General features: G+C 63.8%; 18 protein-coding genes. 10 read left to right on the top strand and 8 right to left on the bottom strand.

The window, feature by feature from the left end; all coding sequences use genetic code 11:
* The first annotated feature begins 3 nt into the window (after positions 1-3).
* Genes ctaD through ACVWY1_RS02710 form a run of 3 tightly spaced genes read left to right on the top strand, consistent with a single transcriptional unit; the run spans position 4 to position 3,065 of the window.
* Positions 4-1,593 carry a cytochrome c oxidase subunit I gene (ctaD, locus tag ACVWY1_RS02720; RefSeq protein WP_277502376.1) on the top strand — a complete coding sequence of 530 codons (1,590 nt, stop codon included), beginning with the start codon at positions 4-6 and terminating at the stop codon, positions 1,591-1,593.
* A gap of 10 nt (positions 1,594-1,603) precedes the next feature.
* On the top strand, positions 1,604-2,161 hold the full coding sequence (locus ACVWY1_RS02715) for a cytochrome c oxidase assembly protein (protein ID WP_102683000.1): 558 nt from the start codon (positions 1,604-1,606) through the stop codon (positions 2,159-2,161).
* 16 nt (positions 2,162-2,177) lie between these two features.
* Positions 2,178-3,065 carry a cytochrome c oxidase subunit 3 gene (locus ACVWY1_RS02710; RefSeq protein WP_277502375.1) on the top strand — a complete coding sequence of 296 codons (888 nt, stop codon included), beginning with the start codon at positions 2,178-2,180 and terminating at the stop codon, positions 3,063-3,065.
* A 54-nt stretch (positions 3,066-3,119) separates the two neighbouring features.
* On the opposite strand, the gene ACVWY1_RS02705 is transcribed toward ACVWY1_RS02710, so the two are convergent.
* Positions 3,120-3,323, bottom strand: coding sequence for a twin transmembrane helix small protein (locus ACVWY1_RS02705; RefSeq protein ID WP_023628968.1), 204 nt, complete (start codon positions 3,321-3,323; stop codon positions 3,120-3,122).
* Positions 3,324-3,385: 62 nt separating this feature from the next.
* Here ACVWY1_RS02705 and ACVWY1_RS02700 point away from each other — a divergent pair, with 62 nt between their 5' ends.
* From ACVWY1_RS02700 to ACVWY1_RS02675, 6 genes are all read left to right on the top strand, one after another.
* Entirely contained in the window at positions 3,386-4,129 is a 744-nt protein-coding gene (locus ACVWY1_RS02700) for an SURF1 family protein (protein ID WP_277502374.1), read from the top strand.
* On the top strand, positions 4,095-4,673 hold the full coding sequence (locus ACVWY1_RS02695; RefSeq protein WP_111531934.1) for a hypothetical protein: 579 nt from the start codon (positions 4,095-4,097) through the stop codon (positions 4,671-4,673). The genes ACVWY1_RS02700 and ACVWY1_RS02695 overlap by 35 nt, the downstream gene beginning before the upstream one ends.
* A gap of 9 nt (positions 4,674-4,682) precedes the next feature.
* A complete protein-coding gene (locus ACVWY1_RS02690) occupies positions 4,683-5,756 on the top strand; it encodes a COX15/CtaA family protein (protein ID WP_457377751.1) in 1,074 nt (357 codons plus the stop codon).
* The gene (gene cyoE, locus ACVWY1_RS02685) at positions 5,741-6,640 is read left to right on the top strand and encodes a heme o synthase (protein WP_277502372.1); all 900 of its coding nucleotides are present in this window, start codon (positions 5,741-5,743) and stop codon (positions 6,638-6,640) included. The genes ACVWY1_RS02690 and cyoE overlap by 16 nt, the downstream gene beginning before the upstream one ends.
* Positions 6,637-7,269, top strand: coding sequence for an SCO family protein (locus ACVWY1_RS02680; RefSeq protein ID WP_028688687.1), 633 nt, complete (start codon positions 6,637-6,639; stop codon positions 7,267-7,269). Before cyoE ends, ACVWY1_RS02680 begins: the two co-directional genes overlap by 4 nt.
* A 297-nt stretch (positions 7,270-7,566) precedes the next feature.
* Positions 7,567-8,331: an RHS repeat-associated core domain-containing protein gene (locus tag ACVWY1_RS02675; protein WP_232967908.1), complete on the top strand. Its 765-nt coding sequence runs from the start codon at positions 7,567-7,569 to the stop codon at positions 8,329-8,331.
* Positions 8,332-8,478: 147 nt separating this feature from the next.
* On the opposite strand, the gene ACVWY1_RS02670 is transcribed toward ACVWY1_RS02675, so the two are convergent.
* The 3 genes from ACVWY1_RS02670 to ACVWY1_RS02660 all read right to left on the bottom strand — a co-directional run bounded on the left by ACVWY1_RS02670 (position 8,479) and on the right by ACVWY1_RS02660 (position 10,992).
* Positions 8,479-9,249, bottom strand: a complete 771-nt coding sequence (locus tag ACVWY1_RS02670; protein ID WP_102683007.1) for a MetQ/NlpA family ABC transporter substrate-binding protein — start codon at positions 9,247-9,249, stop codon at positions 8,479-8,481.
* Between the two features lie 64 nt (positions 9,250-9,313).
* Entirely contained in the window at positions 9,314-9,985 is a 672-nt protein-coding gene (locus ACVWY1_RS02665; RefSeq protein ID WP_023632566.1) for a methionine ABC transporter permease, read from the bottom strand.
* Positions 9,985-10,992 carry a methionine ABC transporter ATP-binding protein gene (locus tag ACVWY1_RS02660; protein WP_110696963.1) on the bottom strand — a complete coding sequence of 336 codons (1,008 nt, stop codon included), beginning with the start codon at positions 10,990-10,992 and terminating at the stop codon, positions 9,985-9,987. Before ACVWY1_RS02660 ends, ACVWY1_RS02665 begins: the two co-directional genes overlap by 1 nt.
* A 222-nt stretch (positions 10,993-11,214) precedes the next feature.
* Here ACVWY1_RS02660 and katE point away from each other — a divergent pair, with 222 nt between their 5' ends.
* On the top strand, positions 11,215-13,359 hold the full coding sequence (gene katE / locus ACVWY1_RS02655; RefSeq protein ID WP_110696965.1) for a catalase HPII: 2,145 nt from the start codon (positions 11,215-11,217) through the stop codon (positions 13,357-13,359).
* Between the two features lie 115 nt (positions 13,360-13,474).
* Here katE and ACVWY1_RS02650 read toward each other — a convergent pair whose 3' ends face one another.
* From ACVWY1_RS02650 to zur, 4 genes are all read right to left on the bottom strand, one after another.
* A complete protein-coding gene (locus ACVWY1_RS02650; RefSeq protein WP_277502370.1) occupies positions 13,475-14,182 on the bottom strand; it encodes a PA5502 family lipoprotein in 708 nt (235 codons plus the stop codon).
* Positions 14,183-14,311: 129 nt separating this feature from the next.
* Positions 14,312-15,094, bottom strand: a complete 783-nt coding sequence (gene znuB, locus ACVWY1_RS02645; protein ID WP_457377750.1) for a zinc ABC transporter permease subunit ZnuB — start codon at positions 15,092-15,094, stop codon at positions 14,312-14,314.
* Positions 15,087-15,860: a zinc ABC transporter ATP-binding protein ZnuC gene (znuC, locus tag ACVWY1_RS02640; protein WP_277502369.1), complete on the bottom strand. Its 774-nt coding sequence runs from the start codon at positions 15,858-15,860 to the stop codon at positions 15,087-15,089. Before znuC ends, znuB begins: the two co-directional genes overlap by 8 nt.
* A complete protein-coding gene (gene zur / locus ACVWY1_RS02635; protein WP_046853615.1) occupies positions 15,857-16,342 on the bottom strand; it encodes a zinc uptake transcriptional repressor Zur in 486 nt (161 codons plus the stop codon). The genes znuC and zur overlap by 4 nt, the downstream gene beginning before the upstream one ends.
* Positions 16,343-16,356 lie beyond the last annotated feature (14 nt).

Below are 16,356 nucleotides of genomic sequence, written 5' to 3'. Positions count from 1 at the left end.
GACATGAGTGCAGTGATCGACGACCACGCCCACGGTCATGAACACGCCCACGGCCCGGCCAAGGGCCTGATGCGCTGGGTGCTGACCACCAACCACAAGGACATCGGCACGATGTACCTGTGGTTCGCCTTCACCATGTTCCTGCTCGGCGGCTCGTTCGCCATGGTGATCCGCGCCGAGCTGTTCCAGCCCGGCTTGCAGATCGTGGAGCCGGCGTTCTTCAACCAGATGACCACCATGCACGGGCTGATCATGGTGTTCGGCGCGGTGATGCCGGCCTTCGTCGGCCTGGCCAACTGGATGATCCCGCTGATGATCGGCGCGCCAGACATGGCCCTGCCGCGGATGAACAACTTCAGCTTCTGGCTGCTGCCGGCGGCGTTCCTGCTGCTGGTCTCGACCCTGTTCAGCCCCGGTGGCGGGCCGAACTTCGGCTGGACCTTCTATGCCCCGCTGTCGACCACCTACGCCCCGGCCAGCGTGACCTTCTTCATCTTCGCCATCCACCTGATGGGCATCAGCTCGATCATGGGCGCGATCAACGTGATCGCCACCATCCTCAACCTGCGCGCCCCCGGCATGACCCTGATGAAAATGCCGCTGTTCGTCTGGACCTGGCTGATCACCGCGTTCCTGCTGATCGCGGTGATGCCGGTGCTGGCCGGCGTGGTGACCATGATGCTGATGGATATCCATTTCGGCACCAGCTTCTTCAGCGCGGCCGGCGGCGGTGACCCGGTGTTGTTCCAGCATGTGTTCTGGTTCTTCGGGCACCCCGAGGTGTACATCATGATCCTGCCGGCCTTCGGCGCGGTCAGCTCGATCATCCCGGCGTTCTCGCGCAAGCCGCTGTTCGGCTATACCTCGATGGTCTACGCCACCGGGGCGATCGCCTTCCTGTCGTTCATCGTCTGGGCCCACCACATGTTCGTGGTCGGCATCCCGGTGGTGGGCGAACTGTTCTTCATGTACGCCACCATGCTGATCGCCGTGCCCACCGGGGTGAAGGTGTTCAACTGGGTCAGCACCATGTGGGAAGGCTCGCTGACCTTCGAGACGCCGATGCTGTTCGCCATCGCCTTCGTTATTCTGTTCACCATCGGCGGCTTCTCCGGGCTGATGCTGGCCATCGCGCCTGCGGACTTCCAGTACCACGACACCTACTTCGTGGTGGCGCACTTCCACTACGTGCTGGTGCCCGGGGCGATCTTCGGCATCTTTGCCTCGGCCTACTACTGGCTGCCGAAATGGACCGGGCACATGTATGACGAAACCTTGGGCAAGCTGCACTTCTGGCTGTCGTTCGTCGGCATGAACCTGGCCTTCTTCCCCATGCACTTCGTCGGCTTGGCCGGCATGCCCCGGCGCATCCCCGACTACAACCTGCAGTTCGCCGACTTCAACATGGTCTCGTCGATCGGCGCCTTCATGTTCGGCGCCACGCAGATCTTCTTCCTGTTCATCGTCATCAAGTGCATTCGCGGTGGCGCGCCGGCACCGGACAAACCCTGGGACGGCGCCGAGGGGCTGGAGTGGTCGATCCCTTCACCTGCGCCTTACCACACCTTCCAGACGCCGCCGGAAGTGAAGTAGGAGCTTGCCCATGGACGGCTTGTCGCTCAAACGCCTGGTCAGCCGCCTGCTGATGCTGACCGTGGTGATGTTCGCCTTCGGCTTTGCCCTGGTGCCGATTTACGACGTGATGTGCAAGGCCTTCGGCATCAACGGCAAGACCGGCGGGCAGTACGCGGGCACCCAGGTGAGCGACCCGACCCGTTCGGTGCGGGTGCAGTTCATGTCGACCAATGCCGGTGACATGAGCTGGGAATTCCACTCCACCGCCGACCAGATCGAGGTCAACCCGGGGGCGGTGAACCAGATGATCTTCGTGGCCCGCAACCCGACCAACCAGCCCATGAGCGCCCAGGCCATCCCCAGCATCACCCCCGCCGAGGCTGCGGCGTACTTCCACAAGACCGAGTGCTTCTGTTTCACCCAGCAGGTTCTGCAGCCGGGCGAGCGCATCGAGATGCCGGTGCGCTTCATCGTCGACCGCGACCTGCCGGAATCGGTGAAACACCTGACCCTGGCCTACACCCTGTTCGACATCACCGCTCGCCACCCCCCGGTCGCCCAAGCCGCGACCGAGGGCGCCCGTTGAGGGAAGGAGATACGTCATGGCAAGCCACGAGCATTACTACGTACCGGCGCAGAGCAAGTGGCCGATCATTGCCACGATCGGCATGTTCATCACCGTATTCGGGCTCGGCACCTGGTTCAACGACCTCAAGGCCGGCCACCCGGAGTCCCACGGGCCGCTGATTTTCTTCGTTGGCGCGCTGTTCCTGGCCTACATGCTGTTCGGCTGGTTCGGCGCAGTGGTCAAGGAAAGCCACGCCGGGCTCTACAGTGCGCAGATGGACCGCTCGTTCCGCTGGGGCATGAGCTGGTTCATCTTTTCCGAGGTGATGTTCTTCCTGGCCTTCTTCGGCGCGCTGTTCTATGTGCGGGTGCTGGCCGGGCCGTGGCTGGGGGGCGATGGGGCCAAGGGCGTGACGCATATGCTCTGGCCCAACTTCGAGTTCGTCTGGCCGCTACTGCATACGCCGGACCCGAAACTGTTCCCGCCACCGAAGGAAGTCATCGATCCGTGGCACCTGCCGCTGATCAATACCATCCTGCTGGTGAGCTCCAGTGTGACCGTGACCATCGCCCACCACGCCCTGCGCAAGGGGCACCGCGGCGCGCTGAAGCTGTGGCTGGGGCTGACGATCCTGCTGGGGCTGGCGTTTCTCGCCCTGCAGGCCTACGAGTACCACGAGGCCTACAACAAACTCGGGCTGACCCTGGGCTCGGGCATCTACGGCGCGACGTTCTTCATGCTTACCGGGTTCCACGGCGCGCACGTGACCTTGGGCACGTTGATCCTGTTCGTGATGTTCTGCCGGGTGCTGCGCGGGCACTTCGACCCGGACAAGCACTTCGGTTTCGAGGCGGCGAGCTGGTACTGGCACTTCGTCGATGTGGTGTGGGTGGGGTTGTTCATCTTCGTGTATGTCCTGTAGTGCGGCTTCGCGGGTGATCGCGGCTGAAGCTGCTCCTACAGGGATGGTGTGAATTCAGAAAGGTGCGTGCGACACCAGTTGCCCACTGATCAGGCCCCAGGCCACCAGGGCGATGGTCAGGGTGGCGAGGGCGACGCGCACGGTAAGGGCCTTGAGCAGGCGGGTCGACTGGTCATCGTCCTTGACCAGGAACACCAGGCCACTGAACAGGCTGGCGATGGTGGCCAGCAGCATCAGGACAATCGCGGCCTTGAGCATGGCGACACTCCGGGGGATGAGGTGATGGATACAAGTATAGCGCTCGACCTCAAGAGGCTCTGGTGAAGCCGTTTCGCCCAGGCTTGGTACCGACCCTGGTGGTGCTTGCGCTGCTGCCGGGGTTGATCGCGCTCGGCTGCTGGCAACTGCGGCGCGCCGACGAAAAGCGTGACCTGCTGGCCACCTACACCGAACGCCAGATCGAGGCGCCGGTCACTGCTGACCGGTTGCGCCAGCTGCCGGACCCGGCGTTCTACCCCGTGCACCTGTATGGCCGGTTCGATGCCGGTCACAGCCTGCTGCTGGACAATCAGATGCGTGACGGCAAGGCCGGCGTCGAGCTGTTGCAGCCCTTCCACGACCAGGCCAGCGGCCTGTGGTTGCTGGTCAATCGCGGCTGGCTGGCGTGGCCCGACCGTCGTGTGCCGGTGCGCTTCGACACGCCCAGCCAGGCGCTGGCGCTGGACGCCACGGTCTACGTGCCGCCGGGCAAGACGTTCCAGCTGCACCCGGACAACCCCGATGGCCAGTGGCCGCAACTGCTGACGGCGATCGATCCGTCCGGGCTCTGGCAGCAACTGGGCCGGGAAGGCTTTGCTCAGGAGCTACGCCTGCGGCCCGGCCCGGCCGCCTACCGCCTGGACTGGCCGGTGGTCGCCATGGGCCCGGAAAAGCACCAGGGCTATGCCGTGCAGTGGTTCGCCCTGGCGAGCGCGTTGGTACTGCTTTACCTGTATTTCGGCTGGCATCACAACGACAAGGAGAACCGCCATGGCCGCCGCCACGAGTCCACTGGACGTGCCTGACCGCCGCAAGCCCCGCGGGCGCCTGCAACTGCTGTTGATCCTGTTCGTCGTGCTCGGGCCGATGATCCTTGCCACCAGCATGTACAAGCTCAAGTTCTGGGTACCGGAGGGGCGCAGCTATCACGGTGTGATGATTGGTAATGGCGAGGGCCGGGCGGATATCGGCATCGATGCCCAGGACGAGCGTTGGCAGCTGTTGGTCAGCGCCCCGGGCGCCTGTGTCGAGGACTGCCGGCAACTGGTGTACCTGGCCCGGCAGATCCAGGTCGGCCTGGGCCGCGATGCCAGCCGCGCCAGCCATGCCCTGGCGGCGGCCCAGCCGCTGGCCGCTGACTACCAGGCGTTGCTGGGCCGTGAATACCCGCAGTTGCAACGCTATCCGCTGGACGCCCAGCGCTATATCCAGAAGGTCGGCGACACTGCCCCGCAACTGTGGATCGTCGATCCTCACGGCAACCTGGTGCTGCGCTACGACGCCAAGGTCAAGGGCAAGCATGTGCTGGACGACCTGCGTCACCTGCTCAAGCTGTCCAACATCGGCTAGGAGGCTGCCATGGCCAGACCCGGATTCCGCCTTGCTGTGTGCGCCACGCTGCTGGCGCTGCTGGTCGTGTTGCTCGGCGCCTACACTCGCCTGACTCATGCCGGTCTTGGTTGCCCCGACTGGCCGGGGTGCTACGGCTTCATCAGCGTGCCCAAGACCGATGCCCAACTGGCCCATGCCGAGCTGCACTTCCCTGAGCACCCGGTGGAGGAAGCCAAGGGCTGGGCAGAGATGGTCCATCGCTATTTCGCCGGCAGCCTGGCACTGGTGATCGCACTGCTTGCCTTCCAGGCTGTACGCCGGCATGCCCATGACGGCCAGCCCTACCGCCTGCCAGTGTTGCTGCTGGGTGTGGTGCTGGCCCAGGCGGCGTTCGGCATGTGGACGGTGACACTGAAACTGTGGCCCCAGGTGGTGACCGCGCACCTGCTTGGCGGGTTCACCACGGTGAGCCTGCTTTTCCTGCTATCCCTGCGTCTATCCCGGGCTTTTGCGCCTTTGCCGAAACTGCCGCTGAGCTTGCGGCGGATCGCGGCGCTGGCGCTGCTGGTGGTGATCGGCCAGATCGCCCTGGGGGGTTGGGTCAGCGCCAACTACGCGGCGGTGGCCTGCATCGACCTGCCCACCTGCCATGGCCAGTGGTGGCCGGCGGCGGACTTCAGCAACGGCTTCCACCTGACCCAGCACGTCGGCCCCAATTACCTGGGCGGGCAACTGGACAGCGATGCGCGCACGGCGATTCATGTCAGCCACCGGCTCGGCGCGATGATGGTGCTGGCGGTACTGCTGATGCTCAGCTGGAAGTTGCAGCGCAATGGCCTGGGCGGCCTGGCGCGCCTGGTATTGCTGGCGCTGACGCTGCAGCTGGGCCTGGGCATCAGCAACGTATTGTTCCACCTGCCGCTGGGCGTGGCCGTTGCCCACAACGCCGGCGGTGTGCTGCTGCTGCTGACCATGGTGCTGGTGAACTACCGCATTCGCGTGGTCGACAAGGTTCGCGTGGGCCATGGCTGGCGCCTGACACCGGTGACCGGGGCGCAACTCACTCATCACATGAGGAACGATTCGTGGCGACGGTTCTGAGCACGGAACGCCAGCGCGCCGGATGGCGCGACTATCTGGAACTGACCAAGCCGAAGGTGGTGGTGCTGATGCTGATCACCTCGCTGGTGGGGATGTTTCTCGCCACCCGCGCAGGGGTGGCCTGGAGCGTCCTGCTGTTCGGCAACCTGGGGATTGGCTTGTGCGCGGGTGCCGCGGCGGCGGTCAATCACGTGGTCGACCGACGAGTCGATGCGTTGATGGCCCGTACCCACAAGCGTCCGTTGGCCCAAGGCCGGGTGGCGCCTCTGGCGGCACTGTTGTTCGCCTTGTTGTTGGCCGTGGCAGGTATGGCCTTGCTGCTGGCTTTCACCAACCCCCTCACCGCCTGGCTCACACTGGCCTCGCTGCTGGGTTACGCGGTGCTCTACACCGGCTTTCTCAAGCGGGCCACGCCGCAGAACATCGTGATCGGCGGCCTGGCTGGGGCCGCGCCGCCATTGTTGGGCTGGGTAGCGGTCAGCGGGCACCTGGGCGCCGAGCCCCTGCTGCTGGTGCTGATCATCTTCGCCTGGACACCGCCGCACTTCTGGGCCCTTGCGATTCATCGCAAGGAGGAGTACGCAAAAGCTGATATTCCCATGCTACCCGTTACCCATGGCGAGCATTACACGGCCCTGCATATCCTGCTCTACACCTTGATATTGCTGGCCGTGAGCCTGTTGCCCTATGCCATCCACATGAGCGGCCCGCTGTACCTGGCCTGTGCCTTGCTGCTGGGCCTGCGCTTCCTGCACTGGGCCTGGGTGTTGTACCGTGGCACCCGGCCGCACGCGGCGATCAAGACGTTCAAGTACTCTATCGGCTACCTGTTCGCCCTGTTCATCGCGTTGCTCGTAGACCACTACCTGTTGCTGAACCTATGACCCGAACCCAGAAAACCGTCTTCATCCTCGTTGCCCTGGTCGCGCTGATCATGGGCCTGACCGTCAACAAGGTGCTCAACGACCGTGGTCAGTTGAACCCCACCGAGCTGATCGATGCCGGCATCATCCTGCTGCCGCAGAGCCGTACCGTGCCGGACGTGACCATGACCGACCAGAACGGCCAGCCGCTGGTGCTGGACCAGCTCAAGGGCAAGTGGTCATTGCTGTTCTTCGGCTACACCTACTGCCCGGACATCTGCCCGACCACCCTGGCCCAGTTGCGCCAGGTGAAGAGCGAACTGCCCAAGGAGGCGCTGGAGCGTCTGCAGGTGGTGCTGGTGAGCGTCGACCCGAACCGCGACACGCCGAACCAGCTCAAGCAGTACCTGGGCTATTTCGACAAGGATTTCGTCGGGGTGGCGGGCTCGATCGAGGATACCCAGAAATTGGCCAACGCCTTGAGCATCCCGTTCATCCCGGCCGATACCAGCAAGCCCGGGTATACCGTGGATCACAGCGGCAACCTGGCGGTGGTCGGGCCGGACGGGCGTCAGCGCGGGTTCATCCGTGCGCCGTTCAACAACCAGAAGCTGGTGGCACAGTTGCCGGGGCTTGTGAAGCGCGACTGACGGTTGAAATGAATCGAGGGGCATAACCTGCGTGGGAGCGGGCTTGCCCCGCGATTGGCATTCAATCCTTGGGCCTGCTGCGAAAGAGCCGCAGAGCGTTCCCAGCAGTTCCGAAGTAGCACGCAGGCGATAATCAGACCTGGTAATTCTACCAGTTGAACGGATGCCTCATACCTTACAGGCTAGCGCCCGAACCATTCGTTCGGAGTGCCCGAAATGCCATCTACGGACAAAAGCCGAGTTTGCAACACCAGCTCTTTGGCGCAGGGCAGTACACATCGCTCCCAGGCGCTGACAATGCTGCTGAGCACCAATCAGCAAGCTTCGCCGCTTTGCGAAATTGATACGAATGGTAGGCGTGTCGGCACCTACACGCCCTACGGGCGGGAAACTGTATTGCAATCATGCCTGGGCTTTACGGGCCAGTTGAGGGCCACCGAGCTGCAAGGCTACTTGCTCGGAAATGGGTACCGCTTGTACAGCACGACATTCATGCGCTTCCATTCACCAGACTCGCTGAGCCCTTTCTTGGAGGGTGGCATCAATTGTTATGTGTACTGCAATGGCGATCCTGTGAATTTCAGCGACCCGACTGGCCATATGCTCAGATCCTCTTCGCCCGGCCGTCACTCAGGAGCAAGTAACACCGCAAGACGGTTTTCTGAAAGCGAGATGTCACCTCCCCAGGTACTGGAGGGAATGATGGCCCACTTTGATCGGTTACCACTCTCTGACACCAATACCGCTCTACAGCCACAAAACGCATTACATGGGGCAAGCTCTCCAAACACCGTAAGCGGACCAAGTAGTTCGGCATCAGGTCCCAATCGTGAATCAATCAAAGCGTCTATGAAGGCGGCAGTGGAGCAGAGGCGCACGGCGGCAACGGCGATACCCACTGAAGTGAATCCAGACCTTGCGCAGACAGTTATGGTTGAGCTCAGGAGAACTTCAGAGGCTTTGGGCGGTGTCACTGGTTCTTTCGCAGATCCGGCCCAGGGTTTGACGTACAACAATTACCTGAACGCTTTGGTGGCGTTGAGTCGTGGAACAGACAACTAGGCTGAGTTATCAGGTGACAAAACGCTGTAGATGCATCGTGGGGCAAGCCCACTCCCACAGTTGCAGCGCCAGGGTTGAGCTGGTACCGAATCTGTGGGAGCGGCGGTGTATCGCGATGGGCCGCAAAGCGGCCCTGGGGATTTCAGCTTAGAACGCAGGAACCACAGCGCCCTTGTACTTCTCGGTGATGAACTGCTTCACCTCAGGCGAGTGCAGGGCCTGTACCAGCTTCTTCACCGCGTCCGCGTCCTTGTTGTCCTCGCGGGTCACCAGGATGTTCACGTACGGAGAGTCCTTGCCTTCGATGGCCAGGGCGTCTTTTTCCGGGTTGAGCTTGGCTTCCAGCGCGTAGTTGGTGTTGATCAGGGCGGCATCGACCTGGGTCAGCACACGCGGGATGGTCGCGGCTTCCAGTTCCCGGAACTTCAGGTTTTTCGGGTTCTCGGCGATGTCCTTGATGGTCGACAGGATGTTCGTGTTGTCCTTGAGCTTGATCACCCCGGCCTTGTCCAGCAGCAGCAGGGCGCGGCCGCCGTTGGTGGCGTCGTTGGGAATGACCACGGCGGCGCCGGAAGGCAGTTCGTCGAGCTTCTTGACCTTGGTCGAGTACACGCCCAGCGGCTCGATGTGCACGCCGGCGACGCTTACCAGGTGAGTACCCTTGGCCTTGTTGAACTCATCCAGGTACGGCTGGTGCTGGAAGAAGTTGGCGTCCAGGCGCTTTTCCGAAACCTGCACGTTCGGCTGGATGTAGTCGGTGAACTCCTTGACCTTCAGTTCCACGCCTTCCTTCGCCAGCTGTGGCTTGACGAAGTTGAGGATCTCGGCGTGCGGTACCGGGGTGGCGGCGACCGTCAGGGTCTCGGCGTGGGCCGAGAAGGCCGCGACCGCGGCGACAACAGCAAGCAGCTTCTTCATTGATCACTCCTTGTGAGGGCCGCGACGGCCCCCGAACGGGTCGGCCGGGCCGACCCCATTGGGGTTACTTACGGGAAAAATGCACGACCAGCTTGTCGCCGATCATTTGCAGTACCTGGACCAGGATGACCAGCAGCACCACGGTGACGATCATCACGTCGGTCTGGAAGCGTTGGTAGCCGAAGCGGATCGACAGGTCACCCAGGCCACCGGCCCCGACCACGCCGGCCATGGCGGTGTAGGACACCAAGGTGATGGCGGTCACGGTGATGGCGGCGATGATGCCCGGCATCGCTTCAGGCAGCACGGCCTTGAAGATGATCTGGCGGGTGGTGGCGCCCATCGACTGGGTAGCCTCGATGATGCCGCGGTCCACTTCACGCAGGGCGGTTTCCACCAGCCGCGCGAAGAATGGCGTGGTTCCCACCACCAGCGGCGGGATGGCACCGGCAACGCCCAGCGAGGTGCCGGTGATCAGCACCGTGATCGGGATCATCACGATCAGCAGGATGATGAACGGCACCGAGCGCACGATGTTGACGATGGTCGCCAGCACGGCGTAGACCTTCTTGTGCTCGAACATCTGCCGTGGGCTGAACAGGAACAGCACGACGCCCAGTGGCAAGCCCAGCAGGATGATGAAGGCCAGCGAGATGAACAGCATGACCATCGTGTCGTTGGTCGCCTGCCAGATCTCGACCCAGTCGACGTTGGCGAAATAGCTGAGGATGTCCATCAACGCAGTACCTCCATATGTACGTCAGCTGCAGTGAAGCGGGCGAACGCCGCCTCCATGTCTCCACCGATCAGGGCAAGGGTCAGCTGGCCATAGGGGATGTCCTTGATGCGGTCGATGCGCCCGGCAAGGATGCTGTAGTCCACGCCGGTTTCGCGGGCCACGGTGCCCAGCAGCGGCGCGTAGGTGGCGCAGCCCTGGAAGGTCAGGCGCACGATGCGCCCCGGCACATGGGCGAAATCGTCGCGTTGCTCGTTCTCGTCGACCTGCTCGTCTTCCTGGACGAAACGCTTGGTGGTGGCGTGCTGCGGGTGCAGGAACACGTCGGCCACCGGGCCCTGCTCGACGATCTGCCCGGCATCCATCACCGCCACGCGGTCGCAGACCCGGCGGATCACGTCCATCTCGTGGGTGATCAGCACGATGGTCAGCTTCAGCTCGCGGTTGATCTCGGCCAGTAGTTGCAGCACCGAGGCGGTGGTCTGCGGGTCGAGGGCGCTGGTGGCTTCGTCGCACAGCAGGATCTTGGGGTTGGTGGACAGGGCGCGGGCGATGCCGACGCGCTGCTTCTGCCCACCCGACAGTTGCGCCGGGTACTTCTTGGCATGCTCGGAAAGGCCGACACGGGCCAGCAGCTCGGTGACGCGCTTGTCGATCTCGCCACGCGACAGCTCGCCCGCCAGCACCAGCGGCAGGGCGACATTGTCGGCGACGGTCTTGGAGGCCAGCAGGTTGAAGTGCTGGAAGATCATGCCGACCTGCTGGCGGAAGCGCCGCAGCTGGTTCGAGTCGAAGGCGGTGACGTCTTCACCGTCGACCACGATCTTGCCGCCGGACGGCTCCTCGAGGCGGTTGATCAGGCGCAGCATGGTGCTCTTGCCGGCACCGGAGTGGCCGATCAGGCCGAACACCTGGCCATCTTCGATGGTCAGGCTGGTCGGGTTCAGGGCCGGGATATCCCTACCGGCGACGCGGTAGGTCTTGTGGACATTTTGAAACTCGATCACTGAGCGAACCTTGTGGGGCGCATGGAATTTGGGTCAGCGGTTAGCCGGGGCGCGCATTTTAGCCTTTTCCCCTGCGTGTTCTTAGCATTTATTTCGTCACGCTCCAATCCAATCGGCATAACGCGACGGTCGGCAATCCGATTGAACGCATCCGATGGCAGCCCAGTCACTAATTGAACAAGCCCGAACGGGCAGCCTGAAGACTGATGAGGAGAGCCGAAGATGCCCAGCAAGACGCCGCAGGCGCCACAGCCCAGCCCTGTCGCCGGCACCGACACCCCGGACAAGGCCAACACCAACGCCAAACTGCAGAGCCTGGAGGCGTTTCGCAGCGACGCCAGCGGCCAGGCGCTGCGCACCAACCAGGGTGTGAAGGTCGCCGACAACCAGAACAGCCTCAAGGCCGGCGCCCGTGGGCCTTCGCTGCTCGAAGACTTCATCATGCGCGAGAAGATCACCCACTTCGACCATGAGCGCATCCCCGAGCGTATCGTCCATGCCCGCGGGACCGGCGCCCATGGCTACTTCCAGAGCTACGGCTGCCATGCCGAGCTGACCAAGGCCGGCTTCCTGCAAGACCCCGAGAAAATCACCCCGGTGTTCGTGCGCTTTTCCACCGTGCAGGGTCCACGTGGCTCGGGCGACACGGTGCGCGACGTGCGCGGCTTTGCGGTGAAGTTCTACACCGATGAAGGCAACTTCGATCTGGTCGGCAACAACATGCCGGTGTTCTTCATCCAGGACGCGATCAAGTTTCCCGACTTCGTCCACGCGGTCAAACCCGAACCGCACAACGAGATGCCCACCGGCGGCTCTGCCCACGACACCTTCTGGGACTTCGTGTCGCTGGTGCCGGAATCCGCGCACATGGTCATGTGGGCGATGTCCGACCGGGCCATTCCGCGCAGCCTGCGCATGATGGAAGGCTTTGGCGTGCACACCTTCCGGTTGATCAATGCCCAAGGCGTGGCCAGCTTCGTCAAGTTCCACTGGAAGCCGCGCCAGGGCGTGCACTCGGTGCTGTGGGACGAAGCCCAGAAGCTTGCCGGCAAGGACACCGACTATCACCGCCGCGACCTGTGGGAAGCGATCGAGACCGGGCATTATCCGGAATGGGAGCTGGGCGTGCAGATCGTGCCGGAGGCCGACGAGCACAAGTTCGACTTCGACTTGCTCGACCCGACCAAGATCATCCCCGAGGAGCTGGTGCCGGTGACGCCGCTGGGCAAGATGGTGCTCGACCGCAACCCGGACAACTTCTTCGCCGAAGTGGAGCAGATCGCCTTCTGCCCCGGGCATATAGTGCCGGGCATCGATTTCAGCAACGACCCGTTGCTGCAGGGCCGGCTGTTCTCCTACACCGACACCCAGATAAGCCGCCTGGGCGGGCCGAACTTCCACGAGATTCCGATAAACCGCCCTGTCGCGCCCAATCACAGCAGCCAGCGCGATGCCATGCACCGCATGACCATCGACAAGGGCCGGGCGTCCTACGAGCCCAACTCGATCGATGGCGGCTGGCCGAAGGAAACGCCGCCCGCCGCGCAGGATGGCGGTTTCGAGAGTTACCAGGAACGTATCGACGCGAACAAGATCCGCCAGCGCAGCGAGTCGTTTGGCGATCATTTCTCCCAGGCGCGGCTGTTCTTCCAGAGCATGAGCCCCACCGAGCAGCAGCACATCATCAAGGCCTACAGCTTCGAGCTGGGCAAGGTCGAGCGCGAGGCGATCCGCGCGCGGGAAGTGAACGAGATCCTGGCCAATATCGATCTCAAGTTGGCGGCAGCGGTGGCGGCCAACCTCGGGCTGCCGGCGCCGAAGGCCGGCACGGTCAAGGTCAAGGGCAGCAAGCCGGCGCAGTCAAAGGCCTTGAGCCAGATGAACCACCCCGGGGACATTGGCATCAGTGGGCGCAAGATCGCCATCCTGGTGGCTGATGGCGTGGATGACGCGAGTGTCGACAAGGTGGTCAAGGCGCTAGAGGCGCAAAGTGCGCGTCCCATGCTGCTGGGGCCGACTTCGGCACCCGTGAAGACTGCCGCTGGCAAGCAGCTGCCGGTGGATGCATCGATGGAGGGCATGCCCTCGGTGATGTTCGACGGGGTGTGGGTGCCGGCGGGCAAGGCTTCGCTGGAGGCGCTGGAAAATAGCGGCGTGGCCAAGCACTTCCTGCTCGAGGCCTACAAGCATCTCAAGCCCATGGGGGTAGCCAGTGAGGGCAAGCTGCTGCTGAACAAGCTGGGACTCAAGGAAGATGCGGGGCTGTTGCTGGGCGATGACCAGAAGGCGCTCGAGGCCTTCTTCAAGGCCGTCGAGGGGCACCGGGTGTGGGCGCGGGAGGCGGCTGCCGAAGCTGTTCCTGCATAATCGGGGGCTGCTTTGCAGCCCATCGCCGCGGTTCGTCGCCATGACAAGCCGGCTCCCACAGATTGTAGGCGGTCCCTGTGGGAGCCGGCTTGCCGGCGATGAGGCCCTGACAGGTTTATTGCTGATGAGGGATCAATACCACCTGCGCCGGCAATGAACGCTGGATCTCATGCTTCTGCTTCAGCTCGAAGCCACTGTCGAGCTTGCGCACTCGCTTCTCCAGCAGGGTCTTGAGCCAAGGCGCATCCTCGGTACGCGGCACCTGGAACACCACCTCGCACTGATAACTCACTACGTCCGCCGCGATATCGTCCAACTGGCGACGCATCGCCCGGCTGTCGGTGGTTTTCAGCGCCACGACGGTGGTCGGCGCGGTCGGGTCGATCACCCGGGCCTTGGGCTTGGACGCGGCAGCCTTGAGCGCCGCTTCGGCCTTTTCCAGTTCGGCCTTGCGTGCCTGGGCCACGGCATCGCCACCGGTCAGGGCCGGTGCTTGCGGCATCAGCGCCCGGGCGCGGGCCAATGCCGTGGCAGCGGCATTCACATCGCCCTTCTGCAGGACGATCTGGCTACGGCGCAGGTAGGCCTCGGCCAGCTGGCGCTGGCGCGGCTCCAGGCGTGCGTCATCCGGCGCCTGGGCCTGCAAGGCGGCCAGTTGATCCTCGGCGGTGGCCAGCTCGTTGCTGGCGATGCTTTGCTCGAGCTGCTGCCAGGCATCGGGCTGGGCAGGCGCCACCGGCTGTTCGGCCGGCTTGCTGGAGCAGGCAGCCAGGAACAGGGAAAACGCGGCAACAAGCAGATAACGTGAGGCGAACGGCTTCATTCCTGCGACTCTCTATTTGCGCAAAAAGCGAGCAAGTCTACACCCAGGTGCGCACGCTCGAAAACAGGTCTTCTCAGACTCGAAACCTGCGAAAAGGTTGCAGGATGCGCCTGCGCGCACCCTGAAAATTCAGCGTTTCGGCAACGCCAGGCTCAGCAAGAATAGCACTGCCGCACAGACCACGATCGAAGGCCCGGCCGGGGTGTCCTTGAACCAGGACAGCGCCAGGCCCCCGCAGACCGCGGCACCCCCCAGCAGGCTGGCGCCCACGGCCATCTGCTCCGGTGAGCGGGCGTGACGCTGTGCCGCGGCGGCCGGGATGATCAGCAGCGAGGTGATCAGCAGCACACCGACGATCTTCATCGCCACCGCGATCACCACGGCGATCAGCAGCATCAGTGCCAGGCGCAGGCCGGTCACCGGCAAGCCTTCGACCATCGCCAGTTCCTCGTGCACGGTCACCGCCAGCAATGGTCGCCAGAACATCGCCAGCAGCACCAGCACCAAGGCGCTGCCGCCGAGGATCCAGGCAAGGTCGGTTGGGCTAATCGCCAACAGGTCGCCGAACAGGTAGGCCATCAGGTCGATGCGCACATCGTGCATGAAGCTCAGCACCACCAGCCCCAGCGACAGCGTGCTGGGGGCGAGGATGCCGAGCAGGGTGTCCGAGGCCAGCGGCTGGCGCTGCTGCAGGGTCACCAGCAGAATCGCCAGCAGCAGGCAGCCGACAGTCACCGCCAGCGCCGGGCTGACATCCAGGGCGAAGCCCAGGGCCACGCCGAGCAGCGCGGCATGGGACAGGGTGTCGCCGAAATAGGCCATGCGCCGCCACACCACGAACGAGCCCAGGGGGCCGGCGACCAGCGCCAGCGATACACCGGCAAGCAGGGCGTAGAGAAGAAAATCAGCCATGCTTGCAGTGCTCTCCGTGAACATGGGCGCCGGGGGCGATCACCGACCCGTGCAGGTCGTGGCTGTGATCGTGATGGTGGTGATAGACGGCCAGGCTCGGGGCGTTCTGGCCGAACAGCTCGACGAAGGCCGGGTCGTTGCTGACCTGTTCCGGGTGGCCCGAGCAGCACACGTGGCGGTTGAGGCAGACCACTTGGTCGGTGGCGCTCATCACCAGGTGCAGGTCATGGGAAACCATCAGCACGCCGCAGCCGTGGCGGTCGCGCAGGCGAGTGATCAGGTTGTACAGCTCGGTCTGGCCAACCACGTCGACACCCTGCACCGGTTCGTCGAGTACCAGCAGCTCGGGCTCGCGCAGCAGCGCGCGGGCCAACAGCACACGCTGCATCTCGCCACCGGAGATGGTCTGGATCGGGTTGTCGATCACCTGCTCGGCGCCGACTTCCTGCAACGCCGCCAAGGCTGCCGCACGGTCTACACCGGGCACCAGGCGCAGGAAGCGCAGCACCGACAAGGGCAATGTGGCGTCCACCTGGATCTTTTGCGGCATGTAGCCGATGCGCAGCCTGGGCTTGCGCCACACTTTGCCGCGATGCGGCTTGAGCAGCCCCAGCACGGCGCGCACCAGGGTGGTCTTGCCGGCGCCGTTGGGACCGATCAGGGTAACGATCTGGCCCGGTGCCACCGCCAGGTCGATGCTGTCGAGCACCGCTTCGCCAGCGAAGTTGACACCGACCTGCTCGAGGCGGATCAGGGCATCGCTCATGCCTTGCCCCGGCAGTTGCCGCACAGGCCGACCACTTCGACGGTTTGCGTCTCGACCGCAAAGCCCACGGCATTGGCGCTGCTGACGATGGCGTCGCTGATGCTGTTCTGCTCCAGCTCGATGGCGACATGACATTCGCGGCAGATCAGGAACTGCCCCTGGTGCGCGTGCTCGGGGTGGCTGCAGCCAATAAAGGCATTGAGCGAGGCGATGCGGTGCACCAGGCCATTTTCCAGAAGGAAGTCCAGGGCACGATAGACGGTCGGTGGCGCGGCGCGGCGGCCGTCCTGCTCGCTGAGCACGGCGAGGATATCGTAGGCGCCCAGCGGCTTGTGGCTCTGCCACACCAGCTCCAGCACGCGGCGGCGCAGGGCGGTCAGGCGCAGGCCCTGACGGTTGCACAGCGCGTCGGCCTCGGCCAGCGCACTGTGGACGCAATGGGAGTGATCGTGGGGACGGTGGGCCAACGGCGTGATGGACATGGGCAGCGACGGTT

Source organism: Pseudomonas sp. TE6288 (genome assembly GCF_054062095.1).
The sequence above is the reverse complement of the archived record's forward strand: the minus strand, read 5'-3'. Positions and strand labels throughout refer to the sequence as shown.